Consider the following 13,796-nt stretch of genomic DNA (forward strand, 5'->3'; position numbering starts at 1 on the left):
ACTGCCCTCTCCCTTCAGTCACTTCGACTTCAGGGACGCGGTATACCCCCTGCACGAACTTTCTTCCGATGGCTTAGCAGAATCGCGCCCTTACCTCGTAACCGCCCGGAATGCTTCGGAGTCGATCTCCCGCCGCGTCCCGTTTCGTCCCGTCCTGTTCCATCCCGTTCCGCACGCTCCTGCGACATACGTGCAACATGACGGCGCCCGTCATCGTGGACCGTAGAGGCAGCCTGCACCCTGCGGGGCTCACTTCCGGGCGCTCCTTGCTGGCAGGAGGAATGTCACCAAGCGTGAGAGGGTCTTGACCTGTGGGCTCTCCAGGTGAGCGATGCCGCGCAACAGACGCCGCTTCTCGGGCGTGTCGTTGACGCCGGGTGGCAGCATGCTTGCCCAAGGGGAGTTCTGCGGTGGCTCCATCGGGGAGAACCCCATCAGCTCATCCGGCCCGCAGCCGAGCGTCAGACACATCCTCATCAGCGTTGGGACACTCAGCATCACCTCCCCCCGTTCCAGGCGCCCGTACACCTCGGGGTGGGTGCCGAGAGCTTCGGCTACGTCTGCCTGGGTGAGTCCGGCGCGCGTTCGTGCCTGCTTGGCCACTGTGCCGATGGTGGCCGCCAGTCCCTGCTGGCGGATCTCGATGTGGCGAGGCAGAGAGGGCCGCTTGCGACCTCGCGCCGTGGGGCGCCTGGAACGTGCAGCGGCTGGAGTCTTCGCGAGGGCTTTGGCCATGAGGAAACCTCCGGGGGTGTCCTGTCGGACGGGTTGAGGAGCCGAGGGGAAGGTCTGGACACAGCGCCAGCCGTCGCGGCGCACGGCAGCCAGCGCGGGACGTGGCGCGTCTGCCGTCCCCGTCGGACACGAGCCGCTCCCGTCCTCGGCGCCGCGCCGAAGTGGGGCCTGCGGGGAACTTCAGACAAGGAGCACGGCGGCTGGCTACGTGGCCCTGCCCGGCTCGGTGGTGATGTCGCCCGTCGTCATCATGTCGGGCGGTAGCTCGTGCTCGCTTGTGGGGCCGATCACGCGCCGATTCATGCTCGCCCCATCGCGTGAGTTGCGACCCTCCTCTAGCGTCTTTCTGGCTCCGTAGGGAGCTCCGAGCGTGGCGAGGCCCGCCCGCAGCTCCGCCTCCAACTTCGCCGCCGAGGGATAGCGATGTTCCGGCTTCCGCTGGAGCAACCTGCGGAGGACGGAGCGCAGCGCGGGCGCTATCGGCTCGGTGATCTCCTCCACGTCCCCCGGCTCGAACGTGGCAGCCCGCAGGATGCAGTCTTCGGCGTGTTCCGGAAGGTCTGCCTCCATGGCCGTCATGGTGGCGTCTCGAACCTGCTCCTTCACCTTCGGCGTCAGTGCCCTCTCCAAGTCTTCAAAGCGTGCATTGCCCGTGCTGTAGAGGTGGCGCAAGGACGCCAGTTCCAGCAGAACCAACCCGAGCGCGAACAAATCCGAGCGCGGATCCGCCTCCTCGCCTAGAAGTGCCTCAGGAGAGCAGTAGGCCACATCACCCTGCGGGCGCGGGAGAGTTGTGGCCACCCGGCCCGGGAGCAGAGAACGTGCGCGGGCAAAGTCCGTCAGGAAGATCTCGCCCTCTGTCCCCAGGTAGATGCGGGCGGGGTTCACGTCACGATGAACGATGCCCAGCGGAGCGCCGCTCTCGTCCTTGCAGGTATGCGCGTAATGCAGGGTACTGGCAACCTCGGCGCCCACGTACATGCAGAACGCGGGGGAAAAGGGCGCTATGCGCATGTGGGCATAGTTGATCAGGGTGTTGAGCGAAGTGCCCTCCACAGTGTCTGACACGACATACAGAACGCCATGGCTCTCGTAGGGCCCACAGGTGCGGGCAATCCTCGGGTGTTGCAGGTAGGTGGCGAGGCGGGCCTCCTCGCGCAGCCGCGCGCGCATCTTGTTGAGTTCTTCCTGATCCCGCGACGACGTAGGAGGCACGCTGCGAATGATGACCGACCGCAGGCGCTTGGCGCCCATTCGCTCCCACGCGAGGACGGTCCGTTCCCCCAGCTTCGATTGCGCCAAGTCCTCAACCAGCCCGTGCGACAGATCGACCTCATACGAGAGATCGCCCTGAGAGAAGAGAATGACGCCCGGGATGGAGAAGGGCGGCTTTGCCGTAGCCATGCGGATCGACTCCTGGCAGCGCGAAGAGAGCGCCGCGTGACAGAGCGAAACACTACCCGGCATGTGCGAGAGGAGTGAACGACGCCAAGGGTTGGGAGCGACGCGAGCCCGAGCTACAGCGTCAGCGGAACCCCAGGAAGCTCGCTTTGATGCGGGAGCGCGTCTCCGGGCCGAGTTGGAGCTGTCGGACGCGCGAGCCCCCGTGCCCGAGCTGGAGCTGACCGGCGCGCGCCACCGGGCCGAGCTGGAGAGCTTCGAGGTGGTGCCCCTCGGGCCGAGCCGGAGCTGTGTAACTGATCGCCGTGCCCCGTCAGGGAGGAGGAGAGGGAGCGGCCTGCCGAACTGGAGGAGGGCGAATAGTGACGAGCTGGACGGCCATTCGCGCCGCCGTTCCAGAAGGGCACCGCGCTGCCTTTACGGATGGGCGCCGCGCGCCATTCTCGCACGGCTCCATCGTGGCCGAGATGGGCGCCGCAACCACGGCTGCCCCTTGCGCGCCACCGGGCCAATTTGGGCGCGAATTCTAGCGGCCCAACCTGGGCGCCGCGACGACTGGCGCCGCGCTGCCATTCTCCTATACTCCCGTCCGCAATCAGCGCGGAAATTGAGGTTCGCGTGGCAAATACGAACGAGCTGAAGAAGGTCGTCGAGCCTGGGCTTCTTCGGGCCTTTTGGCTCTCGCGGGCAGCCCAGGCCGTTCCACTCTCGGGTGGGCTTCGTCGGCTTGTTCATGAGATGGAGCCGGATGGCATCGGCATCCATCCAGCGTCAGGCACTCTGTTCATGTGTGAGGCCACGGCGTCGGGGTACATGGGCGGCAAGCGAGGTGACTTCCACGACGGTGCCGCAACCAAGCTGATTGAAACGTACGCTCGGTTCTCGCTCTTGATGCACTCGAAGACACGCGAAGAACTCCTCGCCACCGCATCGAAGGAGCACGCCTGTTCGCTTACTCAACTCCGATGCCATTTGATCGTTCCCCAAGGCACTCGGTTCATCCAGGCACTTGGCTATCGCACGCGGTTCTTGAAAGTCGGCGTCATGGAACTGACGCAGGTTGAGCTGTCACCGCCCGAGCAGCAGGTGATGGAGATAGTGTTGAGGGAGGCACGCGGCGAGATGCAGTAGCCTGAGCACGTGACGGGGGTGCCTGGAGGGTCGAATTCGGGCTCGCTGGGAGCCTTCACTCACCACGTCCCGTGTTGATCACCATGCTCCGTCTGGAAAGAGGAGGGGGAGCGGCCCACCAAACTGCTAGAGGACGCAAGGCGGATGCTGGGTTGGCGTCCGCCGCACCCTGTCCCCGCTCCGAATGGAACAGGTCTGTTCGTTTGGGGCGCCTGAGTGGTGGAGCCCGCGTCGCCGGGGGTAGGGCGAGCATTTACGGAGCTATCAGACGCGCACCACCGGGCCCGCGAGCTGGGGCTGACCGCCGCGCGCCACCGGGCCCGAGCTGGAGAGCTGCGAGGCGGCTCCCTCGGGCCGAGCTGGAGCTGTCGGACGCGCGCGCCACCGGGCCCGAGCTGGGGCTGACCGCCACGCGCGCCACCGGGCCGAGTTGGAGAGCTTCGGGGCAGAGTTCCACCGGGCCGAGGCGGAGATACCCTCGCGCGCTACGGGGCCAATCTACAGTGCCGCGCTCAACGCCACCGCTTCACAGCAAGCCCGTTGGTCTCCTTCGAGCCCACAGCGGCGCCGGGCTTCGAGCCCTCGCGCTTGTCCATGCCCACGTGATTCACGCCGCCCAGTTCGACACAGATCGGCACCGTGCGCCCGCCTGGGAGCTGGGCACGGCGATACCGGCCATAGATGCGATCCCCCGTTGTCCACAGGTGCCCCTCCAGCCGCGTCCCCTTCGGGGCCTTCCCTTCTGCTTCTGCAAGCTCACCCGTCACGGGACCGTCATTGAACACCGCCCAAGCGTCTTCCCGCTTAGTCAAGGGTTCGGGGATTCGCTTGGTCACGTCAACGATGATCGCGGGCTGATCTCCCACGAACCAACCTAGCTCCTTTTCCATCGCCTCAACGGCTGCCTGGGGGCACGCCTCCGGGTCCGGCCGCGTCTGCACTCCGGTGCAGCCCGATTCAACCCATGCGACGGTGAACACGAGGAGCGCGCACCGCTCCACCTTCGAGGGGACGCGCCGGGGGCTGGCCTTCGGCGGGTTGGGTACGTCGTTGGTGAGCGTGGGAGAGTTGTCGGGTTGTTTCACGGAAGGGCTCGCCTCCTCTCGGGTAGGGAGAGGCGAGGGTAACTGAGCGGGGCGGCTTGTCGGCTTTTCGGCCAGAGCGGGCGCGGGTGGGGGTTGCTCCGCTGGGGCGCTCCTGGCCACCGGGGGCGGCTCCGCTGGTGCTGGCTTGCGCAGCAGGGTGGCGGCCACGGCTGCCGCGAGCACCGCGAGCGCCAGCATCCCCACGAGCGCCGGGCGGCGCCACGCAAGGCGCGCACTGTCGAGAGCGGCATCCCCCGCCCCCTGCACGGCGGACGGGTGGACGGGGATCGGCACCTCCAGGCCCCCCGGTTGGCCCTCCGCGACTACCATGGGAGCCCCTTCGGCGGGTTCTGGCGGGAAGTGCGCGGCGACGGGGTGGGGGCGGGTGCCGCGCCACTCCGAGCCCTCGTACTTCGCGAAGTCCTCCAGCGGACGCCGCGCATCCTTCGCCGTCGCGGGCCTCTCCCCCAAGTCCTCATGGATCAGCAGCAACGCATAGTTGCTCAAGTCCAGCGGCACGCGCCCCTGGGTGACCTTGAACGGGGAGGCAGGAGCCACCGCGCCCTGGAGCGAGGGCCGATTCTTGCTGAGGTCGGGTGTTGGGTCCGTCAGCACGTCGTAGAGGTCGGCTCCGAGCGCGAAAATGTCATCGGTCGCCTTGAAGGGGTAACGCGCCTCCGGGTTGTGGAGGTTCTCCCGCCAGAAGCGCACCGCCTCCGGGCTGCGGTTGCGCTGTGTGCAGGGGGGTAACGGTGCATCCGTCAACTCTGCGGCGTCCGCGTAGTCCGCCGCTCCAAAGTCGATGATCACCGGCTCGCCTTCCTTGGTGACCATGATGTTTCTCAAGCTCAAGTCGCGATGGAACACGCCCCGCGCGTGCATGTGCTCCAGCGCGTCAAACAGCTTGAGGAACAGGACGACCACTTCATGCACCGTCGGGTACGTCCGCCGCACCCACTCCCCGAGCGTGTAGCCGTCCACGAAGTCCAGGACGATGTAGAGGAAGCCCGAGCGAGGATCCCCCCAACGCCCCTCCGCCCACTTGCGGATGATGTGGCGGTGTTCGAGCTTCCCGAGGCAGACCGCCTCGCGCCTCGCGCGTGCGTCCGTTTGCTTCGGGTCGCTCCGCTTGTCCACCTGACAGGCCACCTTGAGCGCGAAGCGCTTCCCGTCCTTCTCCACCTCGTAGACAACGCCATAACTGCCGCCACCGACCTTCCGGACGATGCGCCAGCAGTCCACCCACTGGCCCGGCTTGAGGTTCTTTGGATCCAATCGCCAGAACATGCCGAGCACCTCTCGCGTGTGGCTACAGCTTCACCTGGGGAACGGACAGACAGCGGCTCCCGTCCGCGTTGCACACCCGCAGCGTATGCGGCTCTTGCAACCATGCATCCTGCTGCCTCGCGGGCATCTCCACCTCAGCGGCCACGCTCACCGCGCCCCCCGGGGGAATGGCGGCCTGTCCCGAGAGAACCGCGCGCGCACGGCGCGCCTCCCCTCCCGCTGCGGACGTCACCTCGGCCCACGCGGGCGCCCACGGCTCCGGCCCGGTGTTGCTCACTTCGAGGACAAGCACCGTCCACGTTGACGCCGCGAGCCCGCTGCACTGTGCGGGGTGAAGTTCTCCCGGCACCTCGCGGCACGCTTCCCGGAAGGCTTGGGCCTTCATGCCCTTCAAGTCCACGAGCCCTGCGAGCGCCACGGCTGCGGGGCTCACCGCTGGGGGCCGCGCTTTCAATTCCTCCAGTTCCTTGGCTTGTGCCTCGCACCGCTCGCGCGCGGCGGACAGTTCCACGCGGCACGCCTCCACCGTCTGCTGCGGGCGGCTCACGCTGACCACGGTGTCCACTGTGCCAGGCTGGTGGGTGAGTAGGAACACGACAGTTTGGGGCGAGCCCTCGCGGTAGGTGAAGCGCAGCGCCAGCCGTTCCATGGGCCCGAGCGGCACAGCAAGGGCCAGCGTGATGCCCGTATCCCCGGGATCCACTCTGGCGAAGCGGGCGCGACCCTCCACCTGGACAGACTCACGGATGATCGGCGCGTCCAGCAGGATGACCGTGGGACCGTCAGGCGAGAGGTAGAGCACGGGCGACTCGCCCGCCTTGCCCGTGAGAACGACGGAGCGGGGAGCAAAGCCCCTTGCGGGCGCGGCCTGTGCCGTAGCGGCAAGGCCCACCAGCAGCGAGGCGAACGCGAAAGGTGGGAAGGACGGTCGGAGCAAAACGGGGGAACCTCCCAGGTAGGCTCCCAGCCTAGCAGACGAGAGCGGGCGTCCGCGTCGCAGGCCCTGCACGAGACGTGCGGCGCATTCGGCCCTTCACCGCCTGCCACGGTGCACCGAGAACGCTTCTACTGCCCGCCCCCGCACCCGCTGGGCCGTGCTCGGCTGCCCCCAGGCTAGGTGCCCTCGGCTGAGCACTGCGCTTGCCTGCCCGCGCTTCCGGGCTCTCGGCTCACTCTCCTGCCGCGCCTCGGTGACGCTGGCCATGGCGCTGGCGTTCTGGCGCGCGCTAAGGGGCCGCCATGCGTCCGAGAAGCACGGACCCGGGTTTGGGCCGTAGGCGCGGCACCGCTGTTCCGGAACCCTTGCAGCGGTTCGCGTAGTGCTCCCTGGGCGCGCTCTCTTGCCCGGCTTCCGCCTTTCCAAGCTGCGGTGATCCTCCTGGGGCCGAGGTAGACCGAGCTGGGAGCTGACCGACGCGCGCCCTCGGGGCCGAGTCGGCGCTTACGGACGCGCGCACCACCGGGCCTGAGCTGGAGCTGACGGACTTGCGCCACCGGGCCCGAGCTGGAGCTGTCCAACGCGGACCGCCGGGCCCGAGCTGGAGCTGTCCAGCGCGCGCGCACCGGGCCGAGCTGGAGCTGACGGACTCGCACGCCACCGGGCCGAGCGACTCGGCCCCGGTGGCGCTCGCGGCGGACAGCTCCAGCTCGGGCGTGGCAGATAGCGCCAGCCCGAGCTTGGCGGACAGCCCCAACTCGGACGCGGCGGACAGCCCCAGCTCGGGCGCGGCGGATGGCGCCAGCTCGGCTCGGTGCTGAGCGCGCGGCGGACGGCTCCAACTCGGCCCCGGTGGTGCTCGCGGCGGACAGCTCCAGCTCGGGCCCGGCGGACAGCTCCAACTCGGCCCCGGTGCTGAGAGCGCGGCGGACAGCTCCAGGCGGATGGCGCCAGCTTGGCCCAATGGCGCGCGCGGCGGATGGCGCCAACTTGGGCGCGGCGGATAGCGCCAGCTCGGCCCCGCGTGCTGAGAGCGCGGCGGACAGCTCCAGGCGGATGGCGCCAGGTCGGTCCAGTGGCGCGCGCGGCGGATAGCTCCAGCTCGGTCCCGGTGCTGCGCGGCGGACAGTTCCAGCTCGGGCGCGGCGGACAGCTCGACAGCTCCAGCTCGGCCCGGTGCTGAGAGCGCGGCGGACAGCTTCAGGCGGGCAGCGCCAGCTTGGCCCGGTGGCGCGCGCGGCGGACAGCTCCAGCTCGGGCGCGACGGACAGCTCCAGGCGGATAGCACCAGCTCGGCCCCGGTGCTGCGCACATGCGGCGGACAGCTCCATCTCGGGCGCGGCGGACAGCTCCAGGCGGATTGCGCCAGCTCGGCCCCGGTGCTGCGCGACGGACAGCTCCAACTCGGCCCGGGGCGCGCGCGTCGGTCAGCTCCAGCTCGGCCCGGTGGCGCGAGCCAGGACGGCAGCCATCCTCACCGCGCCCAGCTCGGCCCGGTGGGTGCGCGCGTCAGACAGCTTCAGCTCGGCCCTGGTGAGTGCGCGCGTCGGTCAGCTCGTAACTGATCGCCGTACCCCGACGGAAGTCCTCTGGGGATATGGTCTCCGGCACTATGACCGAAAAGCCTAAGCGACTTGCGCCGACCGGGGACACGCTTCGGGAACTGTACCTGAAATCCGGAAACCTCTGCGCGTACCCAGGCTGCACCGAGATGATGATGAACCTCGAAGGCGTGTTCATTGGCCAAGTGTGCCACATCGAGGCCGCCGAGGAGGGAGGCCAGCGGTTCAACCCTGCGATGACGAACGAGGAGCGGCGCGCCGCGTCCAACTTGATGTTGATGTGCTACCCGCACCACAAGGTGACGGACAACGTTGCGAAGTACCCGGTCGAGACGCTGCGTAGTTACAAGGCAGACCACGAGCGCCGGTTCGCGGACCCAGTTCGTGCGATCCAGGAGAAGCTGACGGACTGGACGACCATGGTGCAGCCCAAGGGCGTCAAGAACCTGCGGCGCATCGACTCAGTCCTCGGATGGGGGCAGAGCGACGAGGAGCTTCAGGAAATGGTCCAGTGGGTGAACGAGTACATCGAGGATCTGACGGTGGTGCCGCTTGACGTCCGTCAATTCCTCGGTGCCGTCGTGCAGCGTGTGCATCGCGTGAAGGGCACCCAGGCAGCTCGAACCGGGCTTGGCACCGCACTGCTCACCAGCGATTTGAAGAGTGCGTTGCAGATTCCCGACCGAGTCATCAACGACCGCATCAACCAGCTTGAGGCTTATAACCTCGGTGGACTTACGGAACTCGACGGCGGGACTCAATGGGCGGTGAGCATTCGCGAAGTCCATGGCTGGCCTCTCTGGCTCGACATCGTCGCCTTCTGCAAGAAGGCTCCAGAGTCCTTCGATGCCTTCATCCTGGATCTCGACTTTTCTCGCCTCGATGACTGAGTTGAGGAGTTGGGCGGCGCCCTTCTTCTACCCCGTGGTGGTGGGTGTCCACCGCGCTTGAGTCGCCAGCTGGACAGCCGGTTCCACCGGGAGCGGCCACAGGGCGCACAGGACGCTGATGCCGCGTCCGCCTCACGTCCTCCTCCGGCTTGGCAGGCCGCTCCCTCTCCTCGTCTCAGACGGGGCACGGCGATCAGTGACGTTCAGGCACTCGATGTGTCCCATCCATGCATAGCTGACAGGGCTTCCGCAAACTGCTGGTGAAACCCGGGCGACACCTCGGCATGGCAAATCCCCCCTGAGTGGAGAGCGGGCGCCACCAAAGCCGCAACTTCGTCGAATTCAGATCCCCAGGGTTTTCTACGGGCACATAAGTCCAAGAGCACCCCGACAGCGGCAGCGAGGAAGTCTGCGCCCCGAATGGCCTTCTCGGCGGAGGCTCCAACAAAACGTATGGACTGAAGGGCTGGCAGCCCATAGCGGACCTCTTTACCGTCGTTTAGCACCCTCGAAGGCTTCGATGTTTTGCCATAGTCCCAAGCGATGCGGAGGGCGCTTTCAAGGCTATCGATCTGATGATGGAGAACCTCGGTAGGTGGGTTCCCGATGCTTCGGGTGAGCGTGTCGGTAATCTGGAGAAACGAAAAAAACGCTCCCACGTTGATGCTGATCCCCTTGTTGCGGCGCCCCCAGATTGGGGTGTCCGCAAGTTCACTGGCTACCAGTTCGGGAAGGTGCAGGAGGTTTCCCGCGAGGGCCTTGGCCAAGTAGTGGCGATGCTGGGACTTCATCGCGCGCATGAGCGCTTTGATGCTCTTGCGGAACGTATCCTCGGAAGGGGTACGGTAAGCCTCGACGAAGATGTTCACGTAATAGTCAGGCAAGTTCGCCAGCACGAGCCCGATCTCCTTCCGTTCGCGGACGTCATCAGGGGCTAGAAACCGCGCACCGGGATTGACCGCCGGATTAAAAAATCTCTCCACCATCCGCCCGGACAATGCGAACTTCTTCTCGATGACTGAGTAGACCGGTTTGCCCCCCATATCCAAGACCGCGCGAAGAAAGCCCGCCAGGATCTTGCGACCTCTATCGTCTTTCGTCAGCGCTTTCCCTTTCTTTTCAGTGGCGCCAGGGTAATGGCTATCGACTTCGTCGATGGCCACCCTCAATTCTGGCAACTTCTCCCGTTCAATCAACAAGCCTGCATAGACAAATACCACCTGATCAGGATCCAGGAAGTTGGGGCCGGTATTGCCAGCTTCGTCGCAGAGAAGAATATGCGTGAGCGGCTGTGTCGTCATTGCATCTCCAGATTTGTCACCGCTACGTAACAATTCGGCAGTAACCCGTCCCTGCGCGTGAGACTCTTCCGTCATCCCGCTGCTGCCGTCTCCACGGCTCCGTCGAGGTCAGGCTTGAGCCTGCTGATGTGCCCACTTGTCGAGGATGAAGGCGACGACCGAGTGGGCCGCATGTACTGCGAATCGGGCTTCATACTCCTCAGGCGCACGACGAGACCGACTACCGCCATGTGCTGAACCAGCATGAGTACGGAACGCTCCGATCCCGTCCACCACAGAAGAAAGGCCGCTGACTACCTTCCGGAGATCGTCGTTCTGCATCTCGTCTGGGGTAAGTTTCATGTGCCGCTGGACGGCCTTCCACAGAGGCATCACGGACTTATCAGGAGGCAATGGCTGCCCCTCCTCTTCCAAGTACGTCTTGAAGGTTGCTTCCAAGATCGAGCACGCCGCCGTCACAGCCGATCGAGGGTCAGTGCGCACGGTGTCCAGCGCCCGGGTGAAGTCCTCCTCGACGCCTGCAAGGTCGCGTTCTCGGAGCTTCGCCGCAAGATCACGGGTCGGAAGCGAACCAACGCTCGGAAGGATCCGTCCCCCCTGCTCGTAGCGCATCCCATGTTGCGCAAGAATGTCTTGAACGCGCTGCTGGTACTTCCGATCTGTGGAGGACGAGTGATCAAGATCCATGAGCTTCCGAAGCACCTTGCCCAGCACTTCGAGGGGGGTGCGATGCTCGGTGTTCGACCGAGAGAGCCAGCCCCTGCACCTCGCTACACAGTTACCAGCCGGGGGCGGCATGTGCGCACCAGCTTCAACGAAGGTCGCGTCGATAGTCTGGTAGTGATAGAAGAAGTTGCCGAGCACGTCGCCCACAACCACGCACACTGCCTCGGGGATTTGCGGCTGGGCCACTTCAAGTTCCTCCGCTGAGAGCGATGAGCCGTGGAGCATACACACACCTCCGTGGCCAGCGACGCATAGACCCAAAGGATCTGACTGGAAGGTAGCTGCCCGCCGCACCCTGTCTGACAGAGAGTCGTCTGGAGCCGTTGCAGCCACAGCATCGTGTCGTTGGAATCAGGCGATGATGGAGGCCGAGTTGGAGCTGACGGGCACGCACGCCAGCGGGCCGAGCTGGAGAGCTTCGGGGTGGCGCCCCTCGGGCCGAGCCGGAGCTGTCGGACGCCCGCGCTACCGGGCCCGAACTGGAGCTGTCTGACGCGGACCACCGGGTCCGAGCTGGAGCTGTCCAGCGCGCGCCCACCGGGCCGAGCTGGAGCTGACGGACTCGCACGCCAGCGGGCCGAGCTGGAGAGCTTCGAGGTAGCGCGCCTCGGGGCGAGTTGGAGAGCTTCAAGACGGCGCCCCCGGGCCGAGGTGGAGCTGTCCGACGCGCGCACCAGGCCGAGCTGGCGCTGTCCGCCGAGCCACCGGGCCAAGCTGGAGCTGTCCGACGCGCGCACCAGGCCGAGCTGGTGCCATCCGACGCGCGTGCCACCGGGGCCGCGCTGGCGCCATCCGCCGCGCCCGAGCTGGAGCTATCCGCCGCGTGCGGCACCGGGACCGAGCTGGCGCCATCCGACGCGCGCCACCGGGGCCGAGCTGGCGCTATCTGCCGCGCGCTCTCCCGGGCCGAGCTGGCGCCATCCACCTGGATCTGTCCGCCGCGCCCGAGCTGGATCTGTCCGCCGCGCGTGCCCCCGGGCCGCGCTGGCGCTATCCGCCAGGAGCCGTCCGCCGCGCGCCACCGGGACCGGGCTAGAGCTATCCGCCGCGCGCCACCGGGGCCGCGCTGGCGCCATCCGCCGCGCGCGCTACCGGGGCCGCGCTGGCGCTATCCGCCTGGAGCTGTCCGCCGCGCTCAGCACCGGAACTGAGCTGGAGCTGTCTGCCGCGCCCACGCTGAAGCTGTCCGACACGCGCACAGCATTGAGGCCGCGCTGGTGCCATCCGCTGTGCGCTCAGCACCGGGGCCGAGCTGGCGCCATTCGCCGCGCGCCCCCGGGCCGCGCTGGAGCCATCCGCAGCGAGCAGCGGACCGAGCTGGCGCTATCCGCCGTGCGCATCACCGGGCCGAGGTGGAGCTGTCCGACGCGCGCCGCCGGGGCCGAGGTGGAGCTGTCCGACGCGCCAGAGCTGGAGCTGTCCGACGCGCTCAGCACCGGGGTCGAGCTGGTGCCATCCGCCGTGCGCTCAGCACCGGGACCGAGCTGGTGCCATTCGCCGCGCGCTCAGCACCGGAGCCGAGCTAGCGCTATCCGCCTGGAGCTGTCCGACGCGCGCGCCACCGGGGTCGAGCGGGTGCTATCCGCCGCGCGGCACTGGGACCGAGCTGGAGCTGTCCGCCGCTCTCACCACCGGGCCGAGATGGCTCTGTCCGACGCGCGCGCCACCGGGGCCGAGATGGAGCCGTCCGAGGCGCCCGAGCTGGAGCTGTCTGCCACGCAGCATCGGGCCGAGTTGGGCGCCTGGACGCGCACCCACGGGGCCGAGCTGGGACGCTGGATACGAGCCACGAGGCCGAACTGGAGCTATCCGCCGCGCACCGGGCCTCAGTCGCCCGGTAGCGCCGAAGATCGTACTCCGGTGGTGCCGGTGGTGGCGCCGGTGGTGGCGCCGGTGATGGTGCCCCGGTGGCGCCGGTGGAAGTCCCGCAGAAGTCCCGAGCGAACGCCGCCCACGCTCCACGGTGCCCAGCCGTGCCACGGCACCGCGCGCCCTCCATCCGCGCCGTCTGCGCGGCCCTTGCTTGCCCGTCTGTACGCTTGACGAGCAACGTTGACGCTTCGCCCGTGGCCTGGACACGTCCCGAGGCGCTGTGTCACTCCTGCCTCGGGTAGTTCCGGGCTGTTTGGCGAGTGTGGAAGGGCGGGTTAGGTGATGGTCGGGATCGGATCCCAGGAGGGACAACCCCTCTTGTGCGGCACCTTGGGGCGCCCTTGTTTGCAGTCGGGTGGCGACGCTGGGAGCAACACCGCTCGTCACGCCAGGACGCGCCAGCCGTCACGCCACGGCACACTAGCCGTCACGCCACGACACACCAGCCGTCACGCCTCGATTTTCCCTCCAGCCGTCGAGCGCTTCACCGCGCCTTGCCTGTCTGGTGTCCGTGCGGGCTCGACCGTCAAACAGAGTGATTCAAGGTGTTTGCTGGTGTTTGCCTGGATCCGCCGGAGATCGCCTGAACTTGCCCAATGTCCAGACGCGCCGCGCTTGGGCACCTTGGGCGGCATGATTCACGACACACGAAACACCCGGCAGGTACTACGGGCGCGCACGCTTCCCACCTGGAAGGAACTCGCGCGTCCCTGTCCAATCCTGCCCAACACGGGCCAGCGGAGCCCAGCGCGGCCCGGAGCGTTGCCGGTGCTCAGGAGCGCGCGAGACACTCTAGCCCGGATCGATCACCGGGGGAGGGATCACCGGGTGGGGACCCACCGATAACTGAAGAGTTCTCAGGCACTTCA

10 protein-coding genes are annotated in these 13,796 nt (G+C 67.2%); 4 read left to right on the forward strand and 6 right to left on the reverse strand.

Annotated features, from left to right (window positions below):
* Positions 1 to 249: 249 nt before the first annotated feature.
* Together KY661_RS36800 and KY661_RS36805 are read right to left on the reverse strand one after the other, a co-directional pair.
* Positions 250 to 735: a helix-turn-helix domain-containing protein gene (locus KY661_RS36800; RefSeq protein WP_225414635.1), complete on the reverse strand. Its 486-nt coding sequence runs from the start codon at positions 733 to 735 to the stop codon at positions 250 to 252.
* A 204-nt stretch (positions 736 to 939) separates the two neighbouring features.
* Positions 940 to 2,139 (reverse strand): serine/threonine protein kinase, encoded by a 1,200-nt coding sequence (locus tag KY661_RS36805; RefSeq protein WP_225414636.1) that lies wholly within the window; start codon positions 2,137 to 2,139, stop codon positions 940 to 942.
* 615 nt (positions 2,140 to 2,754) lie between these two features.
* Between KY661_RS36805 and KY661_RS36810 the strand changes: the two genes are divergently transcribed.
* Positions 2,755 to 3,267 carry a hypothetical protein gene (locus KY661_RS36810; protein WP_225414637.1) on the forward strand — a complete coding sequence of 171 codons (513 nt, stop codon included), beginning with the start codon at positions 2,755 to 2,757 and terminating at the stop codon, positions 3,265 to 3,267.
* A 512-nt stretch (positions 3,268 to 3,779) separates the two neighbouring features.
* Here KY661_RS36810 and KY661_RS36815 read toward each other — a convergent pair.
* Both KY661_RS36815 and KY661_RS36820 read right to left on the reverse strand, forming a co-directional pair.
* Entirely contained in the window at positions 3,780 to 5,639 is a 1,860-nt protein-coding gene (locus KY661_RS36815) for a serine/threonine protein kinase (protein ID WP_225414638.1), read from the reverse strand.
* Positions 5,640 to 5,661: 22 nt separating this feature from the next.
* On the reverse strand, positions 5,662 to 6,576 hold the full coding sequence (locus tag KY661_RS36820; RefSeq protein WP_225414639.1) for a DUF2381 family protein: 915 nt from the start codon (positions 6,574 to 6,576) through the stop codon (positions 5,662 to 5,664).
* Between the two features lie 548 nt (positions 6,577 to 7,124).
* On the opposite strand from KY661_RS36820, the gene KY661_RS36825 reads away from it, so the two are divergent.
* Positions 7,125 to 7,397 carry a hypothetical protein gene (locus KY661_RS36825; RefSeq protein ID WP_225414640.1) on the forward strand — a complete coding sequence of 91 codons (273 nt, stop codon included), beginning with the start codon at positions 7,125 to 7,127 and terminating at the stop codon, positions 7,395 to 7,397.
* A gap of 791 nt (positions 7,398 to 8,188) precedes the next feature.
* Positions 8,189 to 9,028, forward strand: coding sequence for a hypothetical protein (locus KY661_RS36830; protein WP_225414641.1), 840 nt, complete (start codon positions 8,189 to 8,191; stop codon positions 9,026 to 9,028).
* Positions 9,029 to 9,231: 203 nt separating this feature from the next.
* On the opposite strand, the gene KY661_RS36835 is transcribed toward KY661_RS36830, so the two are convergent.
* Both KY661_RS36835 and KY661_RS36840 read right to left on the reverse strand, forming a co-directional pair.
* Complete coding sequence (locus KY661_RS36835) at positions 9,232 to 10,329, reverse strand: DUF3800 domain-containing protein (protein ID WP_225414642.1); 1,098 nt, start codon at positions 10,327 to 10,329, stop codon at positions 9,232 to 9,234.
* A 108-nt stretch (positions 10,330 to 10,437) separates the two neighbouring features.
* On the reverse strand, positions 10,438 to 11,280 hold the full coding sequence (locus tag KY661_RS36840; protein WP_225414643.1) for an abortive infection family protein: 843 nt from the start codon (positions 11,278 to 11,280) through the stop codon (positions 10,438 to 10,440).
* 978 nt (positions 11,281 to 12,258) lie between these two features.
* Here KY661_RS36840 and KY661_RS36845 point away from each other — a divergent pair.
* On the forward strand, positions 12,259 to 13,098 hold the full coding sequence (locus KY661_RS36845) for a hypothetical protein (protein ID WP_225414644.1): 840 nt from the start codon (positions 12,259 to 12,261) through the stop codon (positions 13,096 to 13,098).
* Positions 13,099 to 13,796 lie beyond the last annotated feature (698 nt).

The sequence above is a fragment of the Allostigmatella hybrida genome (genome assembly GCF_020103775.1).
GTDB lineage: Bacteria > Myxococcota > Myxococcia > Myxococcales > Myxococcaceae > Hyalangium > Hyalangium aurantiaca.